We start from the raw sequence: 25894 nt of genomic DNA, 5'->3' as shown, positions 1-25894 counted from the left end.
CTTCCAACACTTTCCACCAAATCAGCATCTAGCAAAATTCAAATGCCAAATTGTGCAATTTGAACACTAAAAGCTGATTTTTCAGAACAAGAAGTTTGGATTTTGATGATTTTAGCCTTTAAGAAGCTAACGCCCGCCTAAGGGGCTGGCAACGCATTGCACTAAACTCAAACACAACAACCGTAACCACCGCGGCTCAATGGGACTGGAAACGCCGCGCGTTGACAGTCCCTCTTGAGGCGTTTGTTAGCTTCGTAGCTTATTGTTTAACAATGACTTTTTAACACATTTTCGTGAAAGGCATTTTACGCAAAAGCATCACACAAACACACGTCCAACGCCAAAAGCTGTGACGTTGACTGCCAAATCTCAAAACGATCAAGGCTAAGTTAGCCACGGTTAAGAGTCCGCGACAAAGAAAGCCAGATCACAGCGATGATGCTGCCTTTTGTGAAACCAAACTGGCCGAGTGGAGCATCCAACAACATTGAAGTATCGAGGTTTGATGGTTTTCAACGACTTTGAAACTGCTGAGCATTCCACACTTTCTACCAAATAAACATCAGAAAGACTCGAAAGCCAAATTGTGCAACTTGAACGCTAGAAGCTGAATTTTAAGAACAATTGAGCTTAGATTTTCATGGTTTTAGCCTTTAAGAAGCTAACGCCCGCCTAAGGGGCTGACAACGCATTAACACTAAACTCAAACACAACAACCGAAACCACCGCGGCTCAATGGGACTGGAAACGCCACGCGTTGACAGTCCCTCTTGAGGAGTTTGTTAGCTTCGTAGCCTATTGTTTCAAAATAACTTTTAAACACCTTTGCTTGAAAGTGTTTTTACGCAAAAGCATCAAGCAAACACACGTCCAACACCAAAAGCTGTGAAGTTGGCTGCCAAAACTCAAAACGCTCAAGGCTAAGTTGGCCACGGTTAAGAGTCCGCGACAAAGAAAGCAAGATCACAGCGATGATGCAGCATTTTGTGAAATAAAACTTTCCGAGCGGAACATCCAACAACGTTGAAGCATCGAGGCTTACTAGTTTTCAGCGACTTTGCACCCACTGAACTTTCAACACGTTCGACCAAATCAGCATCAAGAAAAGCTCAAAAGCCAAATTGTGCAATTTGAACGCTAAAATCTGAATTTTTAGGACAATTAAACCCAGATTTTGATGATTTTTGCTTTAAGAAGCTAACGCCCGCCTAAGGGGCTGGCAACGCATTACCACTAAACTCAAACACAACAACCGAAACCACCGCGGCTCAATGGGACTGGAAACGCCACGCGTTGACAGTCCCTCTTGAGGCGTTTGTTATGAGGCCGATTCACCGCCTGCTCTTGGCGTAATTCCCAACTCTTTCTGTAACCTTTTACTAAGCCCGAGCACAACAAGACGGTAGGACTCAGACAAGTAATACTTCAACTCTTCGTCTAATACACCTGACGTCTCCGTTTGTTGGATCCACTTCATACCTCGGTTGGCGAAGTAAGGGGCGGGAATATAACCATCGTGCTCACTCAGATAATCAAAGTTCAAATCCGATGTTTTGAAAGTAAAAACGGGGTGCTGATCCTTGCCGATACTGCCAATAGAAAACACTTTTCCAGCCACTTTCCAAACATGAGAGCCACCCCATTGCACTACGTATGTAGTAGCAGGAAAGGAACGACAAAATTGGTTGAACTCATCGTGATTCATCTTTGTTTTCCTATAGCCTCATAACGCCCGCCTAAGGGGCTGGCAACGCATTAACACTAAACTCAAACACAACAACTGCAACCACCGCGGCTCAATGGGACTGGAAACGCCGCGCGTTGACAGTCCCTCTTGAGGCGTTTGTTATAGCGGTGCTTTTAGTTGCCCGTGGAAATATGATGTGTTGCACATAGCTTATTACCTGCAGGATCTCGTAAATAAGCTAAATACATTTTTCTTTGTCCGCTCACTCTGATACCCGGAGGATCTTCACAAGCCACACCACAATTTGCTAAACCGGCTGCATGCCATGCTTCTACTAACTCTGGACTACTAACTTTAAAGCCAATTGTCATCCCATTACCATGCGTCGCAGGTTCGCCATTCACTGGTTTCGTAATACCAAGTACACCCTCTTGGTTTATGTAGAGACAGCGACCTTTAGCGTCAATAACACCCGCCGGATAACCTAACACCGACAATATGGCATCATAGAAAACCTTTGATTTTTCAATATCATTTGAGCCGATCATGATGTGACTAAACATACTTGTTCCTTTTGTTGAGCAAAGTTGGAATTTACTCTGAGGCATCGATTGAGCAATGTCTAGGTTGAAATGTGAGATAAGCTATAACGCCCGCCTAAGGGGCTGACAACGCATTACCACTAAACTCAAACACAACAGCCATAACCACTGCGGCTCATTGGGACTGGAAACGCCACGCGTTGACAGTCACTCTTGAGGCGTTTGTTAGCTTCGTAGCCTATTGTTTCACAATGGCTTTTTATGAAAGACATTTTACGCAAAAGCATCACACAAACACACGTCCAACACCAAAAGCTGTGACGTTGGCAGCCAAAATTCAAAACGATCAAGGCTAAGTTGGCCACGGTTAAGAGTCCACGACAAAGAAAGCAAGATCACAGCGATGATGCAGCCTTTTATGAAACCAAACTGACCGTGTTGAACATCCAACAACATTGAAGCATCGAGGTTTGATGGTTTTCAGCAGCTTTGAAGCTGCGGAACTTCCAACACTTTCTACCAAATCAGTATCTAGCAAAATTCAAATGCCAAATTGTGCAATTTGAACACTAAAAGCTGATTTTTTAGAACAATTAAGTTTGGATTTTGATGATTCTAGCCTTTAAGAAGCTAACGCCCGCCTAAGGGGCTGACAACGCATTACCACTAAACTCAAACACAACAATCGTAACCACCGCGGCTCAATGGGACTGGAAACGCTACGCGTTGACAGTCCCTCTTGAGGCGTTTGTTATAACACAGTTTCACACATCATGTTCCGTGAGCAATTGACGACAGTTACGAACTGTTAGAACGCGGATTTCGTGGCTCAAACTATAAATAATGCGGTAATGACCAAAAATTATTTCACGGTAGTTCGTATGAGGCATTTCAGGAACCATGCGGCCCATTTCTGGCATTGAGCCGAGCAATTCCGTTTTGTCGAATACTTCATTCACCCACTTTTCTGCAGCTGATGGGTTATCCAAAGCAATAAACTCTGCGGCATCACCCAGTTTTTGTAACGCTAGAGGTGACCAAACTACTTTCATTTGATGATGCGCCCCAGAACTTGTGAACGAGCATCTTCGTTTGATATACCTAAACCTGCAGCCAATTGAGCTTCTGCAGTACGCATTTCTTCGAGTAATTCGATTTTCTCTTGCATTGCTTCATACTCCGCAACGTCAAGAACAACGGCTACACCTTTACCTCGTTGTGTAATAACCAATGGTCGGCGAGTTTCATTGATCTGTTTGATAAATGATGCAACGCCAGCACGGAACTCAGACAAAGGCTGAATATCTTGATCAAGGCGAATACGGCTCATAATGAACTCCATTTGGTACAATTTAATGTACGAATAGTAGTTCAATTGAGATTTCCGAGCAAGGAATTGATTCTGTGTTATAACGCCGCGTTAAGGGGTGCAGGCACGAAATACAAAAGCTACCGCACTGTGCCGTAACCACCAAACTCAACGCAAACTGAAAATGCCACGCGTGCCAAATCCCACTTAAACGCTTTGTTATGCGTATTCTCCCACACGTACAAGATTGATATTTTCACTCGCTGTTGGAGCTTCAAAATACTGGGTCACATGATGAAATACAGCCTCTGTGTCAAACTTAGCTCTTTCTGGTTGCTCAACTCGGCGCTTAGCAACTTGGGACAAACATTGCTCATCTGTTAAGTCTAAATACCAAAGCTCATGCTCACTACCTACTTCGACGCACAGTGATACGAACCAAGCTCTTTGCTTAATAGTATTCGCTGGAAAATCCATGACAACGTTAACCCCAACATTTAGCAAGTTTTGAACATGACTTTTAATGAAAGGCTTTATGAGGCTTGAGTACTTAATGTAATCGTCAAACGTTTGAATTTGTGAGGGATAATGAGCTGACAACCAATCATCTTCTGAAATTAGGACTGCACTATTTTCAGCAGCAATAACCTTGGATTTAGTTGATTTACCTGCTCCCATCTTGCCACAGAAGAAGAACAGTTTTCCCTGATTTTCCATGTTTCCTCCATTTACGCATAACGCCCGCCTAAGGGGCTGGCAACGCATACCACAAAACTCAAACACATCAACTGCAACCACCGCGGCTCAATGGGACTGGAAACGCCGCGCGTTGACAGTCCCTCTTGAGGCGTTTGTTATGCTTAAGCTTCAACACTTTACATTTAAACCAACTCAAGAATAACTCACTGAAATCATTGACTAAACCTTGAATTTTCTTGAATTAGAACTGGCTCAACTTTTACCTATGAACTGACCAATGCAGGCTTTCATTTAGCAGCCAGGCTAATGTGGAAACCCTCTCCGACAAACCAACTCACCACACATGGGCACGATAACTCAATAAGGCAATCACACTGATACTTACAGCAACAGACACATTGCCGTTTCATTAGGCAGCGAAAAACAATGCTCAATTGCCGACGAACTTTCAGCCCATAAGTAAAGGCACCAAATTGGTCAAAGCGACTTGAGAGAGCAAAACTCACCTCGCGTGGACTCAAAAACCCAATGAGGCAATCACTCAAAATTTACAGCGCCAGACACATTGCAGCTTCATTAGGCAACGAAAAACAATATTGAATTGCCGACAAAACCTAAACGAAATGCCAAAGAAACCGATAACACAACCTACTGATTTTTATGGATTAAGCATAACGCCCGCCTAAGGGGCTGGCAACGCATTACCACTAAACTCAAACACAACAACCGTAACCACCGCGGTTCAATGGGACTGGAAACGCCACGCGTTGACAGTCCCTCTTGAGGCGTTTGTTAGCTTCGTAGCCTATTGTTTCACAATGGCTTTTTAACACATTTGCTTGAAAGACATTTTACGCAAAAGCATCACTCAAACACACGTCCAACGCCAAAAGCTGTGAAGTTAGCTGCCAAAACTTAAAACGCTCAAGGCTAAGTTGGCCACGGTTAAGAGTCCGCGACAAAGAAAGCACACTTTCAGCGATGATGCAGCCTTTGTGAAACCAAACTTTCCGTGTGGAGCATCCAACAAAATGGAAGCATCGAGGTTTGTTAGCTTACGGCGGCTTTGAAACTGCTGAAATTTCAATACGCTCTACCAAATCAACATCAGGCAAAACTCAAAAGCTAAATTGTGCAACTTGAACGCTAAAAGCTGAATCTTCAGAATAATTAAACCCAGACTTTGATGAATTTTGCTTCAAGAAGCTAACGCCGCGTTAAGGGGTGAGTGCCGCATAAATCAACTTTCCGCAGATCACTTTCACCACCAAAACCACCGCATACCCAAAATGCCACGCGGCATGAATCCCGCTTAAACGCCTTGTTATGTTTATTTAGCCTGAGATTTCAGACAGTTAATTGCATCAAACACGGACTCAAACTGAATTTTTGTCAAGCATACCTCTGAACGACAAAACTCATGCGACTGAATAAGTTTTGATGCTTGTTCCGCTGTAACTTGAACCTGCTCATTCGCCAGATTAACTTCTGCATCATTGATAATTATCGAAAAAGTGTTTCCAACAGAATCAATAACTCGATCATTTTGGCATAAAATCAAATTTGAACACTCGCGGTTCAAATCACTCTCAGATGCAAGATAAACTAGTTCATCATCACCATCCAGTTTCAGAATACATGGCCAACTGATCATGATTTTCTCCGATAAACATAACGCCCGCCTAAGGGGCTGGCAACGCATTACCACTAAACTTAAACACAACAACTGCAACCACCGCGGCTCATTGGGACTGGAAACGCCACACGTTGACAGTCCCTCTTGAGGCGTTTGTTATGCTTAAGCTTCAACACTTTACATTTGAACCAAATCAAGAATAACTCATTGAAATAATTAACCAAACCTCGAATTCTCTTGAGTTAGAACTGACTCAAACTTTACCTATAAACTGACCAATACAGGGTTTCATCCTGCAAATCAGCCAAAGTGGAAACCCTCTCCGACAAACCTACTCACCACACATTGGCGCGATAACTCAATGAGGCAATAACACTGAAACGTACAGCGATAAACAAATTGCTGTTTCATTAGGCAGCGCAAAACAATGGTCAATTGCCGACTGACTTGCAGCCTGTAAGTAAAGGCACCAAACTGCTTAAAGCGACTTGAGAGAGCCAAACTCACCTAGCACAGACTCAGTATTTCAATGAGGCAATAACGCTGGATCTACAGCGCCAGAAACATTGCCACTTCGTTAGGCAGCGACGAACAATATTGAATTGCCGACAAAACCTGAACGAAATGCCAAAGGAATCGAAAATCACAACCTGCTGATTTTTATGGATTAAGCATAACGCCCGCCTAAGGGGCTGGCAACGCATGCCACTAAACTCAAACACAACAACTGCAACCACCGTGGCTCAATGGGACTGGAAACGCCACGCGTTGACAGTCCCTCTTGAGGCGTTTGTTATAGCGGTGCTTTTAGTTACCCGTGGACATATGATGTGTTGCACATAGCTTATTACCTGCTGGATCTCGTAAATAAGCTAAATACATTTTTCTTTGTCCGCTCACTCTGATACCCGGAGGATCTTCACAAGCCACACCACCATTTGCTAAACCGGCTGCATGCCATGCTTCTACTAACTCTGGGCTACTAACTTTAAAGCCAATTGTCATCCCATTACCATGCGTCGCAGGTTCGCCATTCACTGGTTTCGTAATACCAAGTACACCGTCTTGGTTTATGTAGAGACAGCGACCTTTAGTATCAATAACACCCGCCGGATAACCTAACACCGACAATATGGCATCATAGAAAACCTTTGATTTTTCAATATCATTTGAGCCGATCATGATGTGACTAAACATACTTGTTCCTTTTGTTGAGCAAAGTTGGAATTTACTCTGAGGCATCGATTGAGCATGAAATGTGAGATAAGCTATAACGCCCGCCTAAGGGGCTGGTAACGCATAACACTAAACTTAAACACACCAACTGTAGCCACTACGGCTCATTGGGACTGGAAACGCCACGCGTTGACAGTCCCTCTTGAGGCGTTTGTTAGCATTCTTGGTGAAGATTAGCGCACATCATTGAAGCGATGGTTTGCGAATTGGTATCACTTTTCGATGATAGACCATCGACAACACCTTTTTGATTTATCTCTGACTGGTTCTGACTCAACTTCCATTTACCACTGAGGGAGTCTATGGCAATTTCAATACCAACGACCGCTGATAGCATATTCTGAAGATATGATTCAGGGGCGTCCGACATCGACCACGGAACTACCTGCTCTCTCTCATGCTCGGAAGTTAACTGCTCAAGAATTCCAACTATCCACTGAGGATCATGAATGAACCGTATTTTTCCTTTCACATGTACAACAACATAATTCCACGTGGGAACAGCCTTACCATTTTCTTTCTTAGTCGGATAGTTGTTCGGGGATATATAGGTGTTGGGGCCATTAAAAATCACTAGTGCTTCGGATAGTGGCTCCGTGGTTTGCCAAAGTGAGTTAGCCTTAGCTATATGCCCTTTTAAATATAATTCCCCATCCAATTCCATCAGACATAGCGGAAGATGATTAGCATCAATACCCGACTCAGATAACGTAATGATTGTTGCGAATGGATATTCGCGTATCAACCCCACGAGTTCTTCTATATTTTCCTGTTTAAACTTCCCTGGTATATACAAATTTCTCTCCTTGAATGCTAACGCCCGCCTAAGGGGCTGGCAACGCATAACACTAAACTCAAACACAACAACCGTAACCACCGCGGCTCATTGGGACTGGAAACGCCACGCGTTGACAGTCCCTCTTGAGGCGCTTGTTATATGCGTAATTCCAGCTACATGAAAACTGCTTCAATTTTGTTTCCATCAATATCACGAATAAATGCCGCATAGTAAGTCTCACCGTACTCTGGACGTAAGCCAGGCTTACCTGCACACGAGCCACCAAGCTCTAATGCAGTAGCATAAAACAGGTCAACAGATTCTTTACTTGGCGCATTGAAAGCGATGTGAGTTCCGTTACCAGAATAGGCTCTATTTTCACATGGGCAACCTACCCAAAACTCAAAATTCTCACCGTAGGCAGCCGCCACATTATCGATGTAATGCGAACGACTTACCGATAATGCGGATAGAACTGAATCGTAAAAAGCCACAGCAGATGCCACATTTGAAACACCAACTGAGACGTGATTTAGAATCATTTTAAGCTCCCTTTTACTAACAGATTTTGAAAGCATATAACGCCGCATTAAGGTGTGAGCGACGCTTGGCTATACTTGAGCGAAGCGAAACTGCCAAGCGTTGCGAATCACTCTTAAATGCTTTGTTAAATGTTTGATTTCGCTAAGTTGTCTATGCCCAAATATTTGTTGATATACTCTAAAATTTCTTTAGCTTTAGGCTCTAATTCTGGAGTTCTATCATTGTGCAGATTTGAAACCCAACCAACACTAAACTGTGTTATAGACTCCTTAGTACGAAAAGATTTTGGCATTTCTTTTCCTACCTCTTCCATAGTTTCGCCAACTGCAGACAAAGTTTTATGCATAAGCACACTGTAATCACTAAGCAATTCTTTCAAGTCAGATGGCAACAACGGTGAATCTTGAAACCGTTGGATCTCTTTAACTGATTGATCGTACTTTTCGGTAAAATGTACAAACCCATATTTACGCTCATTCCAGACAGACAGCTTTAAAGCTGGGTCTTTAGGCTCGTCTTTCTTATGCTCTACAGGTTTATCAACACCTAAAACTTCAAAGTACTCTTGAGCGTACTCTGTCGAAACGATAGCTCCTTTAGCTTTCGCCATCTTCTCTTTTTTAGCATCTTCATTGACTTGAATTTCTCCTTTCATGAAAGTCTCAACATAGCTATTAACTAGTTCGAAAGAATTAATGTCTATGATTGTGTCTATATCCATGTCGGATTTAAGTTCGTACTCTCCTTTGTTTTGAAAATGTCGAATAACATCTTCAAAAGCTTCTAGCTGATATTTGAAGATCTCTGTTTTTATTGGGGAGAATACTGTTTTCTTGGCTTGGCGATATGACAAAACACCAACGGTAGCCATAGCAATGAAAAACAGGATATTTGCAGTATCTTTAGCGATCGTTACCCACTGCGCTGTAGTCAATGTCGTACTTTTAGGTAACTCAGGTTCAATAACTGCACCTTTTACTGGCCCTGAAGCTTCCAAAGTTTGCGCTTCCGGTTCAACTATAGGCTCAGCCGCACTTGCTATTGAGCAAGTGAAAATTAAGCAAACTAAAATTCTTTTGATAATGTTCAATTTTCTTCCTTACATTTAACGCCCGCCTAAGGGGCTGGCAACGCATTAACACAAAACTAAAACACAACAACCGAAACCACCGCGGCTCAATGGGACTGGAAACGCCACGCGTTGACAGTCCCTCTTGAGGCGTTTGTTAGCTTCGTAGCCTATTGTTTAACAATGATTTTTTTAACACATTTGCTTAATATGCATTTTACGCAAAAGCATCACCCAAACACACGTCCAACGCCAAAAGCTGTGACGTGAGCTGCCAAAACTTGCAGCGATCAAGGTTAAGTTGGCCACTTACCGCATTTTCGACAAAGAAAGCGCGATTTCAGCGACGATGCTGCTTTTTGTGAAACCAAGTTGACCGAATTGAACATCCAACAACTTTGAAGCATCGAGACTTGTTGGCTTTCAGCGGCTTTGAAACTGCGGAACTTCCAGCACTTTCTACCAAAACAGCATCTAGCAAAATTCAAATGCCAAATTGTGCAATTTGAACACTAAAAGCTGATTTTTCAGAACAAGAAGTTTGGATTTTGATGATTTTAGCCTTTAAGAAGCTAACGCCCAATTAAGGGGTGAACAACGCCTCCACCCAAACCTAAAGCATTGTGCCATAAACACTAAAACTGAAGTAGAAGCAAAAGTGCCAAGCGTTGTGAATCCCTCTTAAATTGTTTGTTAGGCCTCGCGGGATGGTAATTTATAGAAGTCTCGTGTGCCCATTTCTAGGACCCTAGATAACCTGATAAATCCGACACCTGTTCCATTCGTGACAACAAAACCTTTATTTTTCCACTTAATTGCCCTTGGCCACGTAGGTGGTGCAACATAGATAGGTTGGCAGTGAACTAATGCCTCTTCATGTTCTTCAACATCCGGAGATTCAACTAACTTATACCTTTTAGCACCATCACTCACCTCATCCAAAATCGCATAATTGATTTTGTGTCTTTGCTTTGGCTTAATATCTATCACTTTGTCATGTAAACGCACAAAGTATTTCTCTATGTCTGTTTTACAACCGTACAAATTAGCCCGGCAATTTAATACTTGTAAGTAATTGAAAGAATCGACATCAAATTTGCTCTTAAGGCGCAACCACCCTTTGCTCTTTGGGAGACTATATACGTCACCATCATATGCAACCATTAACACCTTGGGGGACAAAGGCAAAATTAGTAAACAGCCAGCAGAGCCTAAACCAAATGACTGCAATTCTGCTCTTTTATCAAGCAAATGCCACCAATTCGTAAGTACAGCGGGGTCATCCGAAGTAATAAAATCTGTGCTTGTATTATTTTTAACCAAACAAACTTTCAGGTCACTAACTATATATTTAACATCAAAAAACGAGCGCATTGATTGTTGAACAGCATCCTTAATTTCTAACTTAAAATCAGTTGCTCCTGTGACCTTACTCATCCCTTCAGCTAACTCAACATTTCGACGTGATGCAGCTTCCGTTCTTAGGTATTGAAGTAGCCAAAACTGTTTTAAGAAAACCTCGTCTTTTTCGCTGAGAATATAGTTTGGCTCTTCGATGGTACGAACCATTGCAGAAAATCGTCCCTCAATAGGTTGTAATGCTTTTTCTAAAACTAGGTCTTCACCATAAAAATAGTTTTTCGAGCACTGATTCTTGATTGGAGCAGTCTTTACTAGTTTTTTCCTATCCAGATTGTAGAGGCAGATCGACGCTTTTGAATCATCTGTTGAGAAATTTTTTAGATAACATTGCGGAACATAATGTTGATTTTTGTTTGAAGCCATAATTACCTTATTGATATATTCCAAACGATGAAGAGAGGCCTAACGCCCGCCTAAGGGGCTGGCAACGCCGCGCGTTGACAGTCCCTCTTGAGGCGTTTGTTATGCGCATTGTGCTGCGAATATCTCTTTGTATGACCGAGTCTCTAAATCTGACTCTGATAAACCAAACTCACTCGCCAACTGTTCCAATTCACTACGATAGCCAGACAACCGACTTTCGTCATCCGTCATTATGGCAAACTCGGCAAAATCACCAATCCTTGCCAATGAATCTACGGTGACATGGAACTGCCCTAAAAAGTAAATACTGCGTGTTTTACTTATCTTTTGAACAATGCCATAGCCCATTGTTTGAAGCATACTAAGCGCGTTATCTGCGTCATTGATATTCGTTGCTTCACACCTGTCCGCCTCTGGGCCTTTAACTATCCAGAGCTTAATCCCCGAAGGTTCCATCGTTCTAATGCACAAACTTTTATTTTGTCTTTGCAGTGTTTTATCTGGAGTATCAAAGTAACTATCTGATTCAGTGTTATCTTCGAGCATGACTTCATGAGGCATGCATTTAAGGGTTTCGAGAAATTGATACTTTGATGTCAGTCTGTACTTCAGCTCGACTTCGTATCTACCTTTAAAATGCTCACTACTCATATAAATCACCAACGTAAAATGTCCATTCTATCAATTAACCGTAAACTCAGATGTGAGTTTGCGCATAACGCCCGCCTAAGGGGCTGGCAACGCACTACCACTAAACTCAATCACAACAACCGTAACCACCGCGGCTCATTGGGACTGGAAACGCCACGCGTTGACAGTCCCTCTTGAGGCGTTTGTTAGCTTCGTAGCCTATTGTTTCAAAATGACTTTTAACCACTTTTTCTTGAAATGCATTTTACGCAAAAGCATCACACAAACACACGTCCAGAGCCAAAAGCTGTGAAGTTGACGGCCAAAACTCAAAACCATCAAGGTTAAGTTGACCACGGTTAAGTGTCCGCGACAAAGAAAGCCAGATCACAGCGATGATGCAGCCTTTTGTGAAACCAAACTTTGAGTGTTGAACATCCAACAGCGTTGAAGCATCTAGGCTTGCTTGTTTTCAGCGACTTTGAAACCACTGAATTTTCAACACGTTCGACCAAATCAGCATCAAGAAAACCCAAAAGCCAAATTGTGAAATTTGAACGCTAAAAGCGGATTTTTCAGAACGATTGAGCTTGGATTTTGATGATTCCTGCCTTTAAGAAGCTAACGCCCGCCTAAGGGGCTGGCAACGCATTACCACTAAACTCAAACACAACAACCATCACCACCGCGGCTCAATGGGACTGGAAACGCCGCGCGTTGACAGTCCTTCTTGAGGCGTTTGTTATGCAGTTGGTTGCCCTAAATGCCGCTATTTTACGGTAAAACCAAACTATCACTTGGTGGCAACTGTCTTTGTTGAGACAATCCTCACCGTTATTTCTACATCAACGGACAACTATGAAACTCTTAGTTCGCAACCTTGCTCGTACCACAACTGAGCACGACATTCGTAAACTGTTTTCTGAACACGGCTCTGTTACCGAATGCACTCTCGTTTTAGATCAAGAAACCGGTCTATCGAAAGGCTTTGCTTTCGTCGAAATGCCAGATGCTTCAGAAGCAAAAACGGCAATTGCAGTGCTGAATATGACAAGCGTTGCCAAAAGCAAGATCCGAGTCAAAGCTGCTCAATAAAGCAAATTCTAAAGCCAGCTGAAAATGCTGGTTTTTTATTGCCCAAAACTGCATAACGCCCGCCTAAGGGGCTGGCAACGCATTAACACAAAACTCAAACACAACAACCATAACCACCGCGGCTCAATGGGACTGGAAACGCAACGCGTTGACAGTCCCTCTTGAGGCGTTTGTTAGCTCTCTGCTTGGCGAATAGGTTATTGAAATTGTTCACCATGATTTTCTAAAGTTGCGCTGCCACAGATAGCACAAACCACATATCTATCTGTTAATTCTAACGAAACGCCACCAGGTAAAGAGGCTGCCGAACTACTAAAAAATCCATCTAGAAATGCTTTGAACTGCTCTCTTTTGGACTTACCGTACTTCGATGGCTTTTGCTTCATCACCTCTTTATGTTCAGTGTTCTTCCCACACTTTTCACAAAACCTTGTGCTCATACTATCTCCTGAAATATCGCTAAAAAGAACTTCAAATCCAGCTTGGACTTTTGACTCCACGATGAACATTGAAAGAGAGCTAACGCCCGCTTAAGTGGTGAGCAACGCTACTACGAAACTCAATGATTGTGCCGTAACCACAAAAGCCAAATCAGACTAAAACCGCTGAGCGTTGCGAATCCGTCTTAAAGCGCTTGTTAGGTGTGGGGCAACAAATTGCTGCCCCACTGTTTTAAATTAGATAAGACAGAACTTTAACTACAGCACTTACTAGTACAATAATTTGCGGTACCGTCAGTCTAATTTTCAGCGTAAGCTCAATCATAGATATATCACCTATCATAGAGCGAGCGCAGAGGCCTCTAGCAACTCGCAAGAGTAAACTAGATAAGGTGATAGTTACGGATAGAATTCGGTTGATTTACCTCTTTTTACCGTGCGAGTCACGTACGTACAACGGAACAATTGCCTTGGCTATCTACTACCAAGCGGCCAACTCAGTAGGGAATTGATGTACCAGCTAGGACAAACCCACGAGGTACCTGCCGTAAACAGTATGCGGGGACACCTTCCAATAAAATTATTATCTAACGAAGAAAACAGGCTGACAAGACGGATAAATCATATTGGTGAGATCAAACACCTAACGCCCGCCTAAGGGGCTGGCAACGCAAACAACTAAACTCAAACACAACAACTGCAACCACCGCGGCTCATTGGGACTGGAAACGCCACGCGTTGACAGTCCCTCTTGAGGCGTTTGTTATGCTTAAGCTTCAACACTTTACATTTGAACCCAGTCAAGAATAACCCACTGAAATCATTCGACAAACCACAGTGTCGCTCAAATCGGAACTTACTCAAACTTTACCTGTGAACTAACCAATGCAGAGCTTCATCCTACAAATTAGCCAATGTGGAAACCCTCTCCGACAAACCCAGTCACCACACATGAGCACAACAACTCAATGAGGCAATGACACTAAAATTTACAGCGATAGAAACATTGCCGTTTCATTAGGCAGCGCAAAACAATACTCAATTGCCGACTAACTTTCGGCCTGTAAATAAAGGCACCAAACCGCTCAAAGCGACTTGAGAGAGCAAAACTCACCTCGCGTGGACTCAAAAACCCAATGAGGCAATCACTCAGAATTTACAGCGCCAGATACATTGCCGCTTCATTAGGCAGCGAAAAACAATATTGAATTGCCGACAAAACCTGAACGAAATGCCAAAGAAATCGATAACACAACCAACTGATTTTTATGGATTAAGCATAACGCCCGCCTAAGGGGCTGGCAACGCACAACAACTAAACTCAAACACAACACCCGTAACCACCGCGGCTAATTGGGACTGGAAACGCCACGCGTTGACAGTCCCTCTTGAGGCGTTTGTTAGCTTCGTAGCCTATTGTTTAACAATGATTTTTAAACACATTTGATTGAAAAGCATTTTACGCAGAAGCTTCACACAAACACACGTCCAACGCCAAAAGCTGTGAAGTTGGCTGACAAAACTTAAAACGATCTAGGCTAAGTTGGCCACTGTTAAGAGTCCGCGACAAAGAAAGCAAGATCACAGCGATGATGCAGCCTTTTGTGAAACCAAACTTGCTGTGTGGAACATTCAACAGCCTTGAAGCATCGAGGATTGTGGGTTTTCAGCGACTTTGAACCTGCTGAGCATTCAACACGTTCACCCAGTCAGCATCAGAAAAACTCGAAAGCCAAGTTGTGAAATTTGAATGATAAAAGCTGAGTTTTCAAAGCAATTAACCCCAGATTTTGATGATTTTTGCTTTAAGAAGCTAACGCCCGCCTAAGGGGCTGACAACGCATAACAACCAAACCCAAACACAACCACCGAAACCACCGCGGCTCATTGGGACTGGAAACGCCACGCGTTGACAGTCCCTCTTGAGGCGTTTGTTATGCTTAAGCTTCAACACTTTACATTTGAGCCAACCCTAGAATAACCCACTGAAATCATTGACCAAACTTCGAATCGCCTTGAATTAGAACTGGCTCAACTTTTACCTATGAACTGACCAATGCAGGTTTTCATTTAGCAACTAGGCCAATGTGGAAAACCTCTCCGACAAACCAACTCACCACGCATGGGCACGACAACTCAATGAGGCAATGACACTGAAATTTACAGCGACAGACACATTGCCGTTTCATTAGACAGCGCAAAGCAATGCTCAATTGCCGACAGACTTTAAGCCTGTATGTAAAGGCACCAAACTGCTCAAAGCGACTTGAAAGAGCAAAACTCGACTCGTGCAGACTCAATATTCCAATGAGGCAATCACTCAGAATTTACAGCGCCAGATACATTGCCGCTTCATTAGGCAGCGAAAAACAATATTGAATTGCCGACAAAACCTGAACAAAGTGCCAAAGAAATCAATAAACACAACCTACTGATTTTTATGGATTAAGCATAACGCCCGCCTAAGGGGCTGACAACGCATTACCACTAAACCCAAACACAACAACTGCAACCACCGCGGCTCAATGGGACTGGAAACGCCGCGCGTTGACAGTCCCTCTTGAGGCGTTTGTTAGGTATTTATTGCTGCTGAACGTAAATGAGCCGATTTGTATCAAAACCACGCTCTTTCGACATTTCTATGAACTTATCCAGAATGCCTCGTTCTACAGTCGGCGTTCTTGAAAGTAACCACAGATATTCTGTATTCGGCCCTGACACAAAAGCATAACTGTAGTTTTCACGGTCTAACTCAAACACTACGTAGGAGCCATAAAACGGGCCAAAAAATGAAACCTTCAGATAGCCATCTGTTGAGCCATTCACAAAGTAAGCTTTACCTTCCGCCTCCTTCCACTCACCTTTCTCTTCAGAATAGCCACGATTAAGAACCGAAATACCACCATCATTTCGAGCACTGTATTCCGCAGTAACCTGACTTAAACCTCTTTCAAAGGAGTGATCGAGTCGAGCAACCTCGTACCATTTACCTAAATAGTTGTTCAGTTCAAAATACGACACCGGTTTTACTGATTCGGGCATGCCCAAGCAGCCATTCAATAAAACGGCGCAAAGAATCAAAACGATAGCTCTCATGATAACTCCAAATACCTAACGCCCGCCTAAGGGGCTGACAACGCATAACACAAAACTCAAACACACCAACCGTAACCACCGCAGCTCAATGGGACTGGAAACGCCACGCGTTGACAGTCCCTCTTGAGGCGTTTGTTAACTGGCCAGTGCTTATGATTTTCACTGCACTTTTAACCAACACAAAGAAGATTACTCTACTCTTCGTTTGGTGTTTTCACATCTCGGGCTGGTTTTCTGAGCATGAAAAATCCACAAGCTTCACGCGTTGCAGTCGTAGGTTGTTCCCAAGCACCACAAAGATCCTTGAGATTATTTTTAGCTTTTTCGAAATGACGGCATTGCCCACAACGAAACATTTGCAAACTCCTTTTGCTCAGATGCTTTTGACATTTCCATTTTGCCAGTTAACGCCCGCCTAAGGGGCTGACAACGCATTACCACTAAACTCAAACACAACAGCCGAAACCACCGCGGCTCAATGGGACTGGAAACGCCGCGCGTTGGCAGTCCCTTTGAGGCGTTTGTTATGCTTAAGCTTCAACACTTTACATTTGAGCCAACCCAAGAATAACTCACTGAAATCATTGGCTAAACTTCGACTTTCCTTGAATTAGAACTGGCTCAACTTTTACCTATGCACTGACCAATGCAGGCTTTCATTTAGCAACTAGGCCAATGTGGAAACCCTCTCCGACAGACCAACTCACCACGCATGTGCACGACAACTGAATGAGGCAATGACACTAAAATTTACAGCGACAGACACACTGCTGTTTCATTAGGCAGCGAAAAACAATGCTCAATTGCCGACAAACTTCTAGCCTGTAAGTAAAGGCACCAAACTGCTCAAAGCGACTTGAAAGAGCAAAACTCAACTCGCGCAGACTCAATATTCCAATGAGGCAATAACTTGGAATTTACAGCGCCAAACACATTGCCGTTTCATTAGGCAGCGAAAAACAATATTGAATTGCCGACAAAACCCGAACGAAATGCCAAAGGAATTGACAATCACAACCTGCTGATTTTTATGGATTAAGCATAACGCCCGCCTAAGGGGCTGGCAACGCATTAACACTAAACTCAAACACAACAACTGCAACCACTGCGGCTCAATGGGACTGGAAACGCCGCGCGTTGACAGTCCCTCTTGAGGCGTTTGTTATGCTTAAGCTTCAACACTTTACATTTGAACCAAATCAAGAATAACCCACTGAAATAATTAACCAAACTTCGAATTCCTTGAGTTAGAACTGAATCAAATTTTACCTATGAACTAACCAATGCAGGCTTTCATTTAGCAACTAGGCCAATGTAGAAAACCTCTCCGACAAACTCACTCACCACGCATGGGCACGACAACTCAATGAGGCAATAACACTGAAATTTACAGCGACAGACACATTGCCGTTCCATTAGGCAGCGCAAAACAATGCTCAATTGCCGACAGACTTTAAGCCTGTAAGTAAAGGCACCAAACTGCTCAAAACGACTTGAGCCAGCAACATTCACCCCACGCAGGCTCAACATTTCAATGAGGCAATAACACTGAATTTTCAGCACCAGATACATTGCCGCTTCATTAGGCAGCGACGAACAATATTGAATTGCCGACAAAACCTGAACAAAATGCCAAAGGGAACGAAAACCACAAACACTTGATTTTAATGGATTAAGCATAACGCCCGCCTAAGGGGCTGGCAACGCATTAACACTAAACTCAAACACAACAACTGCAACCACCGCGGCTCAATGGGACTGGAAACGCCACGCGTTGACAGTCCCTCTTGAGGCGTTTGTTATAGCGGTGCTTTTAGTTGCCCGTGGAAATATGATGTGTTGCACATAGCTTATTACCTGCTGGATCTCGTAAATAAGCTAAATACATTTTTCTTTGTCCGCTCACTCTGATACCCGGAGGATCTTCACAAGCCACACCACCATTTGCTAAACCGGCTGCATGCCATGCTTCTACTAACTCTGGACTACTAACTTTAAAGCCAATTGTCATCCCATTACCATGCGTCGCAGGTTCGCCATTCACTGGTTTCGTAATACCAAGTACACCCTCTTGGTTTATGTAGAGACAGCGACCTTTAGCGTCAATAACACCCGCCGGATAACCTAACACCGACAATATGGCATCATAGAAAACCTTTGATTTTTCAATATCATTTGAGCCGATCATGATGTGACTAAACATACTTGTTCCTTTTGTTGAGCAAAGTCGGAATTTACTCTGAGGCATCGATTGAGCAATGTCTAGGTTGAAATGTGAGATAAGCTATAACGCCCGCCTAAGGGGCTGGCAACGCACAACAACTAAACTCAAACACAACACCCGTAACCACCGCGGCTAATTGGGACTGGAAACGCCACGCGTTGACAGTCCCTCTTGAGGCGTTTGTTAGCTTCGTAGCCTATTGTTTAACAATGATTTTTAAACACATTTGATTGAAAAGCATTTTACGCAGAAGCTTCACACAAACACACGTCCAACGCCAAAAGCTGTGAAGTTGGCTGACAAAACTTAAAACGATCTAGGCTAAGTTGGCCACTGTTAAGAGTCCGCGACAAAGAAAGCAAGATCACAGCGATGATGCAGCCTTTTGTGAAACCAAACTTGCTGTGTGGAACATTCAACAGCCTTGAAGCATCGAGGATTGTGGGTTTTCAGCGACTTTGAACCTGCTGAGCATTCAACACGTTCACCCAGTCAGCATCAGAAAAACTCGAAAGCCAAGTTGTGAAATTTGAATGATAAAAGCTGAGTTTTCAAAGCAATTAACCCCAGATTTTGATGATTTTTGCTTTAAGAAGCTAACGCCCGCCTAAGGGGCTGACAACGCATAACACTAAACTCAAACACAAAAGCCATAACCACCGCGGTTCAATGGGACTGGAAACGCCGCGCGTTGACAGTCCCTCTTGAGGCGTTTGTTATGCGCGCCTTGCCCAAAATGCCATTTGATACCATAATTAGGTACTTTTTGGTATTTATGGAGATGGGCTCATGGCTAAAAACACAAGTATCACTCTTGGTGAACACTTCGATGGCTTTATTACAAGCCAAATACAAAGTGGACGTTACGGCTCAGCAAGTGAAGTCATTCGCTCTGCGCTACGTCTACTCGAAAACCAAGAAACCAAACTACAGTCACTCCGTCAATTACTTGTTGAAGGTGAGCAAAGTGGTGATGCTGATTATGACCTTGATAGCTTCATCAATGAACTCGATAGTGAAAACATTCGATGAAACCATTTAATCTTACTGTCGCCGCTAAAGCCGATTTACGGGATATTGCTTTATTCACTCAACGACGCTGGGGAAAAGAGCAGCGAAATGTTTATTTAAAGCAATTCGATGATTCCTTTTGGCTTTTAGCGGAAAATCCCGACATCGGTAAATCATGCGATGAAATTCGAGAGGGATACAGAAAATTTCCCCAAGGGAGCCACGTCATCTTTTATCAGCAAATCGGCAGCCAACAAATCAGGGTGATCCGAATTCTTCATAAGAGCATGGATGTGAACCCAATATTTGGCGCATAACGCCCGCCTAAGGGGCTGACAACGCATAACAACCAAACCCAAACACAACCACCGAAACCACCGCGGCTCATTGGGACTGGAAACGCCACGCGTTGACAGTCCCTCTTGAGGCGTTTGTTATGCTTAAGCTTCAACACTTTACATTTGAGCCAACCCTAGAATAACCCACTGAAATCATTGACCAAACTTCGAATCGCCTTGAATTAGAACTGGCTCAACTTTTACCTATGAACTGACCAATGCAGGTTTTCATTTAGCAACTAGGCCAATGTGGAAAACCTCTCCGACAAACCAACTCACCACGCATGGGCACGACAACTCAATGAGGCAATGACACTGAAATTTACAGCGACAGACACATTGCCGTTTCATTAGACAGCGCAAAGCAATGCTCAATTGCCGACAGACTTTAAGCCTGTATGTAAAGGCACCAAACTGCTCAAAGCGACTTGAAAGAGCAAAACTCGACTCGTGCAGACTCAATATTCCAATGAGGCAATCACTCAGAATTTACAGCGCCAGATACATTGCCGCTTCATTAGGCAGCGAAAAACAATATTGAATTGCCGACAAAACCTGAACAAAGTGCCAAAGAAATCAATAAACACAACCTACTGATTTTTATGGATTAAGCATAACGCCCGCCTAAGGGGCTGACAACGCATTACCACTAAACTCAAACACAACAGCCGAAACCACCGCGGCTCAATGGGACTGGAAACGCCGCGCGTTGGCAGTCCCTTTGAGGCGTTTGTTATGCTTAAGCTTCAACACTTTACATTTGAGCCAACCCAAGAATAACTCACTGAAATCATTGGCTAAACTTCGACTTTCCTTGAATTAGAACTGGCTCAACTTTTACCTATGCACTGACCAATGCAGGCTTTCATTTAGCAACTAGGCCAATGTGGAAACCCTCTCCGACAGACCAACTCACCACGCATGTGCACGACAACTGAATGAGGCAATGACACTAAAATTTACAGCGACAGACACACTGCTGTTTCATTAGGCAGCGAAAAACAATGCTCAATTGCCGACAAACTTCTAGCCTGTAAGTAAAGGCACCAAACTGCTCAAAGCGACTTGAAAGAGCAAAACTCAACTCGCGCAGACTCAATATTCCAATGAGGCAATAACTTGGAATTTACAGCGCCAAACACATTGCCGTTTCATTAGGCAGCGAAAAACAATATTGAATTGCCGACAAAACCCGAACGAAATGCCAAAGGAATTGACAATCACAACCTGCTGATTTTTATGGATTAAGCATAACGCCCGCCTAAGGGGCTGACAACGCATTACCACTAAACCCAAACACAACAACTGCAACCACCGCGGCTCAATGGGACTGGAAACGCCACGCGTTGACAGTCCCTCTTGAGGCGTTTGTTATATGCCATTTTTACCACTATAATCAATGCGCACTTAAAATACGCACGGAGTAACTTCATGAGAACCACGTTTAGTACACAAGCCCCCAAAAAGGCTACCAATCTTAGCTTAAACAGTGAGTTACTTGCTGAAGCTAAACGCCTTAATATCAATCTATCCGCTACGATGGAAAAAGCCTTAGAAAAAGAAGTTTCCTCTAGATTAAAAGCTGAATGGTTAGAACAAAATGCCGAAGCCATTGAAGCTTGTAACGAACTTACTGAGAAACATGGCCTTTTTTCTGATTCATACCGAGTATTCTGATGTCTCAATTTACCCTTTACGAAAATCTCGACAAAAGTACGTCTACCGCTTATCCCTATTTTGTTGACGTACAAAGTGAGCTGCTCAATACGCTAAATACTCGATTGGTGATACCACTTACACCACTTGATTTACTAGAAAAGAAAGCACCAAGCCATTTGTGCCCAACGATCCACATTGAACAAGGTGACTTTGTCATTCTTACTCAACAGATGGCAAGTGTACCAACCAAAATCTTAGTTGAGCCCGTCGCAGACTTAAGCACTTTCAGAGATGAGATTATCGCTGCTATCGACTTTTTGATTACTGGCATATAACGCCCGCCTAAGGGGCTGGCAACGCACTACCACTAAACTCAAACACAACAGCCGTAACCACCGCAGCCCATTGGGACTGGAAACGCCGCGCGTTGACAGTCCCTCTTGAGGCGTTTGTTAGTTTCGTAGCCCATTGTTTAACAATGACTTTTTAACACATTTGTTTGAAAATCATTTTACGCAAATGCATCAAACAAACACACGTCCAACACCAAAAGCTGTGAAGTTGGCTGCCAAAACTCAAAACGATCAAGGTTAAGTTGACCACGGTTAAGAGTCCGCGACAAAGAAAGCATAATTTCAGCGATGATGAAGCCATTTGCGAAACCAAACTTTGAGTGTTGAACATCCAACAGAGTTGAAGCATCGAGATTTGATGGCTTAAAACGACTTTGAAACTGTTGAACTTTCAACGCTTTCTACCAAATCAGTATCAAGAAAAACTCAAAAGCCCAATTGTGCAATTTGAACGCTAAAAGCCGATTTTTCAGAACCTTGTGCGTGAATTTTTGATGATTTTTCTTGAGAGAAACTAACGCCCGCCTAAGGGGCTGGCAACGCACAACCACTAAACTCAAACACAACAGCCGTAACCACCGCGGCTCATTGGGACTGGAAACGCCACGCGTTGACAGTCCCTCTTGAGGCGTTTGTTATGCTTAAGCTTCAACACTTTACATTTGAACCAATTAAACATTAAGCCACTGAAATAATGAACAAAATATCAAGTCTCTTTGAATTAGAACTGGCTCAACTTTTACCTATGAGCTGACCAATGAAGGCTTTCATTTAGCAACTAGGCCAATGTGGAAAACCTCTCCGACAAACCAATTCACCACACATTAGCACGACAACTCAATGAGGCAATAACACTGAAAAGTACAGCGACAAACACATTGCCGTTTCATTAGGCAGCGCAAAACAATGCTCAATTGCGACTGACTTTCAGACTGTAAGTAAAGGCTCCAAACTGCTCAAAGCGACTTGAGCCAACAATACTAACCTCGCTCAGACTCAAAAACCCGATGAGGCAATAACTTGGAATTTACAGCGCCAGACACATTGCCGCTTCATTAGGCAGCGAAAAACAATATTGAATTGCCGACAAAACTTGAATGAAATGCCAAAGGAATCGACAACCACAACCTACTGATTTTTTTATGGATTAAGCATAACGCCCGCCTAAGGGGCTGGCAACGCATAACACCAAACTCAATCACAACAACCGTAACCACTTCGGCTCATTGGGACTGGAAACGCCACGCGTAGACAGTCCCTCTTGAGGCGTTTGTTAGTTTACAGTTTTCCACATTGTTTTTGACTGCTCTTCAAAGCCTAGTTTTACATAAAAGCTTTGCGCACTCTTGTTGAAAGCCATGACCTCTAGTCTAATTTGCTCAGCACCCTGAGATTTAGCCCAGTCATTACATCGAGCCATGAGTTGAGTACCAATACCAGAAACTCTAGCATTTTCATCAACTACAATTGTGCCGACACGACAAATTGGTGTTTTAACTAAAAACGGGATAGCTTCATTTTGAGTTACCGTAGCTGTTACGAAGCCAACAACATCACCAGAGATTTCTGCAACAAGAAACAGCCTTGATTGATCATTTAGAGCCTTAAGAAGGAACTCTTTTTCTTCAGATGACGGTTTTACAAATGCTTCAGGTGCATTTTCAAAGTGCATAACTCCAATCTGATAATTAAGACGCAAAAGTGAGTCTAAATCTGACGCATCTGCTGATCTAATTTTCATTTTCGTCCTCTGAATCTGATATGTAAACTAACGCCCGCCTAAGGGGCTGGCAACGCATAACACTAAACTCAAACACAACAACTGCAACCACCGCGGCTCAATGGGACTGGAAACGCCACGCGTTGACAGTCCCTCTTGAGGCGTTTGTTATGCCGCCGCTTTGCGAGTTTTAAGCCGCTCTTTCAAGGACATAATTCTAGCTACGTCTTCTTGGCAAACTTCTTTAATTTTCTGCAACTCCATACTCACGTAGGCTTTATCGATCTCTCGCTTATCCTTGACTAACTGACGTAAAAACGTCTCATATGAACTCTGTCGAAACAGTTGTTGGTCATATACATGATTAGCATATAACTGAAATCGTGACTCATAGTCATTCTCTAAACTACTATCTAACACCTTGCCCTCTTTAACCGCGTGATAGTAGATTCGAGCACTTGCGATTGAGTTTTTAATGACATCGCACTCTACTGTTGATGCAACACCATCAAGCTGTAGTGGAAGTTCTCGATAGGCTTGTTGAAGAAATTTTCTAGACTGTTCAACACTAGCTTCATTGGTATCTTTCTTGTAGCCCATAATATTTTCCATATGCTCAAGACAAGTATCAATATATTCAACAACTCGTTGCGTCTTTTCTTTCTGCTTTGCTGTTCTTATGCCCACTAATTGTAGGAAAATACTTACCATAAACTTTATCCAAAATTTTTGATTGCGGCATAACGCCCAATTAAGGGGTGAACAACGCCTCCACCCGAACTTAAAGCATTGTGCCGTAAACACAAAATTTGAAGTAGAAGCAAAAATGCCAAGCGTTGTGAATCCCTCTTAAATTGTTTGTTATATGGCTGTTCACCAACACTGATTTTCAGTTAGTGCCCTAATCCAGGGCTTTCAAGTTTGGCGAGGCTGTATACCACACATCATCTCGTTTCATTTTCGGTGGTTCATAAACTTGCTCAGGCTCTTTAGCTATGTCAACACCATAGTTTATTAGGATATCACGATGGCGTCTTAGCGTTTGTTTCGACACATAATGAGTGGATATTTGCCCCCTGAACCATAGTTCAGCAGTAACCCAAACACTGTGTTTTTCACCTTGGTGTATACGCTTTAGCAAACTGTGAGGGTGATTCTCAGGATATATAGGATCAGGCACTTCAACATATTTCTTGAACTCAACAATATGCATCTTAAGCTTGGAACTATTTTTCCAATCATTAAAAAATGCTCTAGCTTCATCGATTGAATTAAACTCGGCGGCTTTTCCCCAACCACATTTTCTTTTTTTCGCGGACAGATATAACGCACTATCATATTCATTAGGATCATAGGGCCAGCGATCAAAATGTACTGGGTCATATAATCCTATGTTGAAAAACGAACGATATTCAGTTGCCACTAGTTGCTCCTAAGTCAAACTTTCGGTTGATACCTGATTGCCATATAACGCCGCGTTAAGGGGCGCAGGCACGCAATACAAAAGCTACCGCATAGTGCCGTAACCACTAAACCCAACGCAAATTGAAAATGCCACGCGTGCTAAGTCCCGCTTTAACGCTTTGTTATATGCGTTGTTTTAACTACATAAAGACTGCTTCAACTTTGTTTCCATCAGCATCGCGGACAAATGCCGCATAGTAAGTCTCACCGTACTCTGGACGTAAGCCAGGCTTACCTGCACACGAGCCTCCAAGCTCTAATGCAGTAGCATAAAACAGGTCAACAGCTTCTTTACTTGGCGCATTGAAAGCGATGTGAGTTCCGTTACCAGAAGAAGCTCCATTTTCACATGGACAACCTACCCAAAACTCAAAATTCTCACCGTAGGCAGCCGCCACATTTTCAATGTAATGCGAACGCTTTACCGATAATGCGGATAGAACTGAATCGTAAAAAGCCACAGCAGATGCCACATTTGAAACACCAACTGAGACGTGATTTAGAATCATTTTAAGCTCCTTTTTACTCACAGATTTTGAAAGCATATAACGCCGCATTAAGGGGCGAACAACGCACAAAA

The 25894-nt window shown here is 43.1% G+C and carries 34 protein-coding genes and 13 pseudogenes; 5 read left to right on the top strand and 42 right to left on the bottom strand.

Annotated elements, in window-relative coordinates; genetic code table 11:
* Nucleotides 1-305 precede the first annotated feature (305 nt).
* From EPB59_RS18325 to EPB59_RS18215, 20 genes and pseudogenes are all read right to left on the bottom strand, one after another.
* Nucleotides 306-488: pseudogene (locus EPB59_RS18325) on the bottom strand (DUF645 family protein).
* 353 nt (nucleotides 489-841) lie between these two features.
* Nucleotides 842-1021, bottom strand: coding sequence for a DUF645 family protein (locus EPB59_RS18320; RefSeq protein ID WP_154174206.1), 180 nt, complete (start codon nucleotides 1019-1021; stop codon nucleotides 842-844).
* A 297-nt stretch (nucleotides 1022-1318) separates the two neighbouring features.
* Nucleotides 1319-1705, bottom strand: coding sequence for an MmcQ/YjbR family DNA-binding protein (locus tag EPB59_RS18315; protein WP_154174205.1), 387 nt, complete (start codon nucleotides 1703-1705; stop codon nucleotides 1319-1321).
* A gap of 155 nt (nucleotides 1706-1860) precedes the next feature.
* Nucleotides 1861-2250, bottom strand: a complete 390-nt coding sequence (locus tag EPB59_RS18310; protein ID WP_195707146.1) for a VOC family protein — start codon at nucleotides 2248-2250, stop codon at nucleotides 1861-1863.
* 252 nt (nucleotides 2251-2502) lie between these two features.
* Nucleotides 2503-2685: a DUF645 family protein gene (locus EPB59_RS18305; RefSeq protein ID WP_000923330.1), complete on the bottom strand. Its 183-nt coding sequence runs from the start codon at nucleotides 2683-2685 to the stop codon at nucleotides 2503-2505.
* 308 nt (nucleotides 2686-2993) lie between these two features.
* Nucleotides 2994-3281 (bottom strand): type II toxin-antitoxin system RelE/ParE family toxin, encoded by a 288-nt coding sequence (locus tag EPB59_RS18300; RefSeq protein ID WP_000869999.1) that lies wholly within the window; start codon nucleotides 3279-3281, stop codon nucleotides 2994-2996.
* Complete coding sequence (locus EPB59_RS18295; protein ID WP_195707145.1) at nucleotides 3278-3559, bottom strand: type II toxin-antitoxin system Phd/YefM family antitoxin; 282 nt, start codon at nucleotides 3557-3559, stop codon at nucleotides 3278-3280. The genes EPB59_RS18300 and EPB59_RS18295 overlap by 4 nt, the downstream gene beginning before the upstream one ends.
* Nucleotides 3560-3757: 198 nt before the next feature.
* Nucleotides 3758-4255, bottom strand: a complete 498-nt coding sequence (locus tag EPB59_RS18285; RefSeq protein ID WP_045612995.1) for an AAA family ATPase — start codon at nucleotides 4253-4255, stop codon at nucleotides 3758-3760.
* Between the two features lie 269 nt (nucleotides 4256-4524).
* Nucleotides 4525-4758 carry a DUF3709 domain-containing protein gene (locus tag EPB59_RS18280; protein WP_154174274.1) on the bottom strand — a complete coding sequence of 78 codons (234 nt, stop codon included), beginning with the start codon at nucleotides 4756-4758 and terminating at the stop codon, nucleotides 4525-4527.
* Between the two features lie 393 nt (nucleotides 4759-5151).
* A pseudogene (locus tag EPB59_RS18805) lies at nucleotides 5152-5208 on the bottom strand (DUF645 family protein); the annotation flags it as partial.
* A gap of 359 nt (nucleotides 5209-5567) precedes the next feature.
* Entirely contained in the window at nucleotides 5568-5891 is a 324-nt protein-coding gene (locus EPB59_RS18260) for a DUF4144 domain-containing protein (RefSeq protein ID WP_025633656.1), read from the bottom strand.
* A 282-nt stretch (nucleotides 5892-6173) separates the two neighbouring features.
* Nucleotides 6174-6380 carry a DUF3709 domain-containing protein gene (locus EPB59_RS18995; RefSeq protein WP_154173249.1) on the bottom strand — a complete coding sequence of 69 codons (207 nt, stop codon included), beginning with the start codon at nucleotides 6378-6380 and terminating at the stop codon, nucleotides 6174-6176.
* Nucleotides 6381-6680: 300 nt separating this feature from the next.
* Nucleotides 6681-7070 (bottom strand): VOC family protein, encoded by a 390-nt coding sequence (locus EPB59_RS18250; protein ID WP_057552792.1) that lies wholly within the window; start codon nucleotides 7068-7070, stop codon nucleotides 6681-6683.
* Between the two features lie 193 nt (nucleotides 7071-7263).
* Nucleotides 7264-7986 carry an FMN-binding negative transcriptional regulator gene (locus tag EPB59_RS18245; protein WP_347233058.1) on the bottom strand — a complete coding sequence of 241 codons (723 nt, stop codon included), beginning with the start codon at nucleotides 7984-7986 and terminating at the stop codon, nucleotides 7264-7266.
* Nucleotides 7987-8060: 74 nt separating this feature from the next.
* Nucleotides 8061-8429 (bottom strand): VOC family protein, encoded by a 369-nt coding sequence (locus tag EPB59_RS18240; protein ID WP_154174200.1) that lies wholly within the window; start codon nucleotides 8427-8429, stop codon nucleotides 8061-8063.
* Between the two features lie 125 nt (nucleotides 8430-8554).
* Complete coding sequence (locus tag EPB59_RS18235) at nucleotides 8555-9520, bottom strand: hypothetical protein (RefSeq protein ID WP_154174198.1); 966 nt, start codon at nucleotides 9518-9520, stop codon at nucleotides 8555-8557.
* Between the two features lie 196 nt (nucleotides 9521-9716).
* Nucleotides 9717-9870, bottom strand: a pseudogene (locus EPB59_RS19080) (DUF645 family protein).
* Nucleotides 9871-10192: 322 nt separating this feature from the next.
* On the bottom strand, nucleotides 10193-11284 hold the full coding sequence (locus tag EPB59_RS18225) for a DUF4238 domain-containing protein (protein ID WP_154174196.1): 1092 nt from the start codon (nucleotides 11282-11284) through the stop codon (nucleotides 10193-10195).
* Between the two features lie 99 nt (nucleotides 11285-11383).
* A complete protein-coding gene (gene cyaB, locus EPB59_RS18220; RefSeq protein WP_054251247.1) occupies nucleotides 11384-11935 on the bottom strand; it encodes a class IV adenylate cyclase in 552 nt (183 codons plus the stop codon).
* 244 nt (nucleotides 11936-12179) lie between these two features.
* Nucleotides 12180-12359 (bottom strand): DUF645 family protein, encoded by a 180-nt coding sequence (locus EPB59_RS18215; protein WP_095474002.1) that lies wholly within the window; start codon nucleotides 12357-12359, stop codon nucleotides 12180-12182.
* Between the two features lie 413 nt (nucleotides 12360-12772).
* Here EPB59_RS18215 and EPB59_RS18210 point away from each other — a divergent pair, with 413 nt between their 5' ends.
* Nucleotides 12773-13009 carry an RNA recognition motif domain-containing protein gene (locus EPB59_RS18210; RefSeq protein WP_000772128.1) on the top strand — a complete coding sequence of 79 codons (237 nt, stop codon included), beginning with the start codon at nucleotides 12773-12775 and terminating at the stop codon, nucleotides 13007-13009.
* Nucleotides 13010-13206: 197 nt separating this feature from the next.
* On the opposite strand, the gene EPB59_RS18205 is transcribed toward EPB59_RS18210, so the two are convergent.
* The 12 genes and pseudogenes from EPB59_RS18205 to EPB59_RS18960 all read right to left on the bottom strand — a co-directional run.
* Nucleotides 13207-13449 carry a hypothetical protein gene (locus tag EPB59_RS18205; protein WP_000107461.1) on the bottom strand — a complete coding sequence of 81 codons (243 nt, stop codon included), beginning with the start codon at nucleotides 13447-13449 and terminating at the stop codon, nucleotides 13207-13209.
* A 907-nt stretch (nucleotides 13450-14356) separates the two neighbouring features.
* Nucleotides 14357-14578 (bottom strand): annotated as a pseudogene (locus EPB59_RS18195) (DUF3709 domain-containing protein).
* 284 nt (nucleotides 14579-14862) lie between these two features.
* Entirely contained in the window at nucleotides 14863-14982 is a 120-nt protein-coding gene (locus EPB59_RS18990) for a cell shape-determining protein MreC (protein ID WP_316245870.1), read from the bottom strand.
* Nucleotides 14975-15034: pseudogene (locus EPB59_RS18985) on the bottom strand (DUF645 family protein); the annotation flags it as partial. The pseudogene EPB59_RS18985 and the gene EPB59_RS18990, both read right to left, overlap by 8 nt.
* A gap of 481 nt (nucleotides 15035-15515) precedes the next feature.
* Nucleotides 15516-15752: a DUF3709 domain-containing protein gene (locus EPB59_RS18180; RefSeq protein ID WP_347233059.1), complete on the bottom strand. Its 237-nt coding sequence runs from the start codon at nucleotides 15750-15752 to the stop codon at nucleotides 15516-15518.
* A gap of 277 nt (nucleotides 15753-16029) precedes the next feature.
* Nucleotides 16030-16545 carry a lipocalin family protein gene (locus tag EPB59_RS18170; protein WP_154173275.1) on the bottom strand — a complete coding sequence of 172 codons (516 nt, stop codon included), beginning with the start codon at nucleotides 16543-16545 and terminating at the stop codon, nucleotides 16030-16032.
* Between the two features lie 656 nt (nucleotides 16546-17201).
* Nucleotides 17202-17438: pseudogene (locus tag EPB59_RS19075) on the bottom strand (DUF3709 domain-containing protein).
* Nucleotides 17432-17482, bottom strand: a pseudogene (locus EPB59_RS18970) (hypothetical protein); the annotation flags it as partial. The pseudogenes EPB59_RS19075 and EPB59_RS18970, both read right to left, overlap by 7 nt.
* 356 nt (nucleotides 17483-17838) lie before the next feature.
* Entirely contained in the window at nucleotides 17839-18117 is a 279-nt protein-coding gene (locus EPB59_RS18140) for a DUF3709 domain-containing protein (RefSeq protein ID WP_347233060.1), read from the bottom strand.
* A 241-nt stretch (nucleotides 18118-18358) separates the two neighbouring features.
* On the bottom strand, nucleotides 18359-18748 hold the full coding sequence (locus EPB59_RS18135) for a VOC family protein (RefSeq protein ID WP_195707144.1): 390 nt from the start codon (nucleotides 18746-18748) through the stop codon (nucleotides 18359-18361).
* A 217-nt stretch (nucleotides 18749-18965) separates the two neighbouring features.
* Nucleotides 18966-19085: a cell shape-determining protein MreC gene (locus EPB59_RS18965; RefSeq protein WP_316245870.1), complete on the bottom strand. Its 120-nt coding sequence runs from the start codon at nucleotides 19083-19085 to the stop codon at nucleotides 18966-18968.
* Nucleotides 19078-19137 (bottom strand): annotated as a pseudogene (locus EPB59_RS18960) (DUF645 family protein); the annotation flags it as partial. The gene EPB59_RS18965 and the pseudogene EPB59_RS18960, both read right to left, overlap by 8 nt.
* A 421-nt stretch (nucleotides 19138-19558) precedes the next feature.
* On the opposite strand from EPB59_RS18960, the gene EPB59_RS18125 reads away from it, so the two are divergent.
* Together EPB59_RS18125 and EPB59_RS18120 are read left to right on the top strand one after the other, a co-directional pair.
* A complete protein-coding gene (locus tag EPB59_RS18125; protein WP_001107720.1) occupies nucleotides 19559-19801 on the top strand; it encodes a type II toxin-antitoxin system ParD family antitoxin in 243 nt (80 codons plus the stop codon).
* Nucleotides 19798-20097, top strand: a complete 300-nt coding sequence (locus EPB59_RS18120; RefSeq protein ID WP_000802134.1) for a type II toxin-antitoxin system RelE/ParE family toxin — start codon at nucleotides 19798-19800, stop codon at nucleotides 20095-20097. The genes EPB59_RS18125 and EPB59_RS18120 overlap by 4 nt, the downstream gene beginning before the upstream one ends.
* Before the next feature lie 249 nt (nucleotides 20098-20346).
* On the opposite strand, the gene EPB59_RS18115 is transcribed toward EPB59_RS18120, so the two are convergent.
* The 3 genes and pseudogenes from EPB59_RS18115 to EPB59_RS18945 form a co-directional block, all read right to left on the bottom strand.
* Nucleotides 20347-20583: a DUF3709 domain-containing protein gene (locus EPB59_RS18115; RefSeq protein ID WP_347233059.1), complete on the bottom strand. Its 237-nt coding sequence runs from the start codon at nucleotides 20581-20583 to the stop codon at nucleotides 20347-20349.
* Between the two features lie 400 nt (nucleotides 20584-20983).
* A pseudogene (locus EPB59_RS19070) lies at nucleotides 20984-21220 on the bottom strand (DUF3709 domain-containing protein).
* Nucleotides 21214-21264: pseudogene (locus EPB59_RS18945) on the bottom strand (hypothetical protein); the annotation flags it as partial. The pseudogenes EPB59_RS19070 and EPB59_RS18945, both read right to left, overlap by 7 nt.
* A gap of 285 nt (nucleotides 21265-21549) precedes the next feature.
* On the opposite strand from EPB59_RS18945, the gene EPB59_RS18090 reads away from it, so the two are divergent.
* Together EPB59_RS18090 and EPB59_RS18085 are read left to right on the top strand one after the other, a co-directional pair.
* Nucleotides 21550-21795, top strand: coding sequence for a type II toxin-antitoxin system CcdA family antitoxin (locus tag EPB59_RS18090; RefSeq protein ID WP_001260801.1), 246 nt, complete (start codon nucleotides 21550-21552; stop codon nucleotides 21793-21795).
* Complete coding sequence (locus tag EPB59_RS18085; RefSeq protein ID WP_000077449.1) at nucleotides 21795-22112, top strand: CcdB family protein; 318 nt, start codon at nucleotides 21795-21797, stop codon at nucleotides 22110-22112. The genes EPB59_RS18090 and EPB59_RS18085 overlap by 1 nt, the downstream gene beginning before the upstream one ends.
* Before the next feature lie 239 nt (nucleotides 22113-22351).
* Here EPB59_RS18085 and EPB59_RS18740 read toward each other — a convergent pair.
* The 7 genes and pseudogenes from EPB59_RS18740 to EPB59_RS18045 form a co-directional block, all read right to left on the bottom strand.
* Nucleotides 22352-22408, bottom strand: a pseudogene (locus EPB59_RS18740) (DUF645 family protein); the annotation flags it as partial.
* 546 nt (nucleotides 22409-22954) lie between these two features.
* A pseudogene (locus EPB59_RS18075) lies at nucleotides 22955-23130 on the bottom strand (DUF3709 domain-containing protein).
* Nucleotides 23127-23177, bottom strand: a pseudogene (locus tag EPB59_RS18735) (hypothetical protein); the annotation flags it as partial. The pseudogenes EPB59_RS18735 and EPB59_RS18075, both read right to left, overlap by 4 nt.
* Nucleotides 23178-23403: 226 nt before the next feature.
* Nucleotides 23404-23871: a GNAT family N-acetyltransferase gene (locus tag EPB59_RS18065; RefSeq protein ID WP_000702485.1), complete on the bottom strand. Its 468-nt coding sequence runs from the start codon at nucleotides 23869-23871 to the stop codon at nucleotides 23404-23406.
* A gap of 147 nt (nucleotides 23872-24018) precedes the next feature.
* On the bottom strand, nucleotides 24019-24561 hold the full coding sequence (locus EPB59_RS18055; RefSeq protein WP_241666239.1) for a hypothetical protein: 543 nt from the start codon (nucleotides 24559-24561) through the stop codon (nucleotides 24019-24021).
* Between the two features lie 190 nt (nucleotides 24562-24751).
* Nucleotides 24752-25273: a hypothetical protein gene (locus EPB59_RS18050; protein ID WP_154174192.1), complete on the bottom strand. Its 522-nt coding sequence runs from the start codon at nucleotides 25271-25273 to the stop codon at nucleotides 24752-24754.
* Between the two features lie 181 nt (nucleotides 25274-25454).
* Nucleotides 25455-25823 (bottom strand): VOC family protein, encoded by a 369-nt coding sequence (locus tag EPB59_RS18045; protein ID WP_026050325.1) that lies wholly within the window; start codon nucleotides 25821-25823, stop codon nucleotides 25455-25457.
* Nucleotides 25824-25894: the final 71 nt, after the last annotated feature.

The sequence above is a fragment of the Vibrio metoecus genome, assembly GCF_009665255.1.
Taxonomy (GTDB): Bacteria; Pseudomonadota; Gammaproteobacteria; order Enterobacterales; family Vibrionaceae; genus Vibrio; species Vibrio metoecus_B.
This window is presented reverse-complemented; position numbering and strand designations above follow the sequence as displayed.

Excerpts from the sequence above, each read along its gene's own strand:
- EPB59_RS18315 (WP_154174205.1), bottom strand. The coding sequence starts at position 1,705 with ATGAATCACGATGAGTTCAACCAATTTTGTCGTTCCTTTCCTGCTACT.
- EPB59_RS18310 (WP_195707146.1), bottom strand. The coding sequence starts at position 2,250 with ATGTTTAGTCACATCATGATCGGCTCAAATGATATTGAAAAATCAAAG.
- EPB59_RS18305 (WP_000923330.1), bottom strand. The coding sequence starts at position 2,685 with ATGTTGTTGGATGTTCAACACGGTCAGTTTGGTTTCATAAAAGGCTGC.
- EPB59_RS18300 (WP_000869999.1), bottom strand. The coding sequence starts at position 3,281 with ATGAAAGTAGTTTGGTCACCTCTAGCGTTACAAAAACTGGGTGATGCC.
- EPB59_RS18295 (WP_195707145.1), bottom strand. The coding sequence starts at position 3,559 with ATGAGCCGTATTCGCCTTGATCAAGATATTCAGCCTTTGTCTGAGTTC.
- EPB59_RS18285 (WP_045612995.1), bottom strand. The coding sequence starts at position 4,255 with ATGGAAAATCAGGGAAAACTGTTCTTCTTCTGTGGCAAGATGGGAGCA.
- EPB59_RS18260 (WP_025633656.1), bottom strand. The coding sequence starts at position 5,891 with ATGATCAGTTGGCCATGTATTCTGAAACTGGATGGTGATGATGAACTA.
- EPB59_RS18250 (WP_057552792.1), bottom strand. The coding sequence starts at position 7,070 with ATGTTTAGTCACATCATGATCGGCTCAAATGATATTGAAAAATCAAAG.
- EPB59_RS18240 (WP_154174200.1), bottom strand. The coding sequence starts at position 8,429 with ATGATTCTAAATCACGTCTCAGTTGGTGTTTCAAATGTGGCATCTGCT.
- EPB59_RS18225 (WP_154174196.1), bottom strand. The coding sequence starts at position 11,284 with ATGGCTTCAAACAAAAATCAACATTATGTTCCGCAATGTTATCTAAAA.
- cyaB (WP_054251247.1), bottom strand. The coding sequence starts at position 11,935 with ATGAGTAGTGAGCATTTTAAAGGTAGATACGAAGTCGAGCTGAAGTAC.
- EPB59_RS18210 (WP_000772128.1), top strand. The coding sequence starts at position 12,773 with ATGAAACTCTTAGTTCGCAACCTTGCTCGTACCACAACTGAGCACGAC.
- EPB59_RS18205 (WP_000107461.1), bottom strand. The coding sequence starts at position 13,449 with ATGAGCACAAGGTTTTGTGAAAAGTGTGGGAAGAACACTGAACATAAA.
- EPB59_RS18170 (WP_154173275.1), bottom strand. The coding sequence starts at position 16,545 with ATGAGAGCTATCGTTTTGATTCTTTGCGCCGTTTTATTGAATGGCTGC.
- EPB59_RS18140 (WP_347233060.1), bottom strand. The coding sequence starts at position 18,117 with ATGTATCTGGTGCTGAAAATTCAGTGTTATTGCCTCATTGAAATGTTG.
- EPB59_RS18135 (WP_195707144.1), bottom strand. The coding sequence starts at position 18,748 with ATGTTTAGTCACATCATGATCGGCTCAAATGATATTGAAAAATCAAAG.
- EPB59_RS18125 (WP_001107720.1), top strand. The coding sequence starts at position 19,559 with ATGGCTAAAAACACAAGTATCACTCTTGGTGAACACTTCGATGGCTTT.
- EPB59_RS18120 (WP_000802134.1), top strand. The coding sequence starts at position 19,798 with ATGAAACCATTTAATCTTACTGTCGCCGCTAAAGCCGATTTACGGGAT.
- EPB59_RS18090 (WP_001260801.1), top strand. The coding sequence starts at position 21,550 with ATGAGAACCACGTTTAGTACACAAGCCCCCAAAAAGGCTACCAATCTT.
- EPB59_RS18085 (WP_000077449.1), top strand. The coding sequence starts at position 21,795 with ATGTCTCAATTTACCCTTTACGAAAATCTCGACAAAAGTACGTCTACC.
- EPB59_RS18065 (WP_000702485.1), bottom strand. The coding sequence starts at position 23,871 with ATGAAAATTAGATCAGCAGATGCGTCAGATTTAGACTCACTTTTGCGT.
- EPB59_RS18055 (WP_241666239.1), bottom strand. The coding sequence starts at position 24,561 with ATGGTAAGTATTTTCCTACAATTAGTGGGCATAAGAACAGCAAAGCAG.
- EPB59_RS18045 (WP_026050325.1), bottom strand. The coding sequence starts at position 25,823 with ATGATTCTAAATCACGTCTCAGTTGGTGTTTCAAATGTGGCATCTGCT.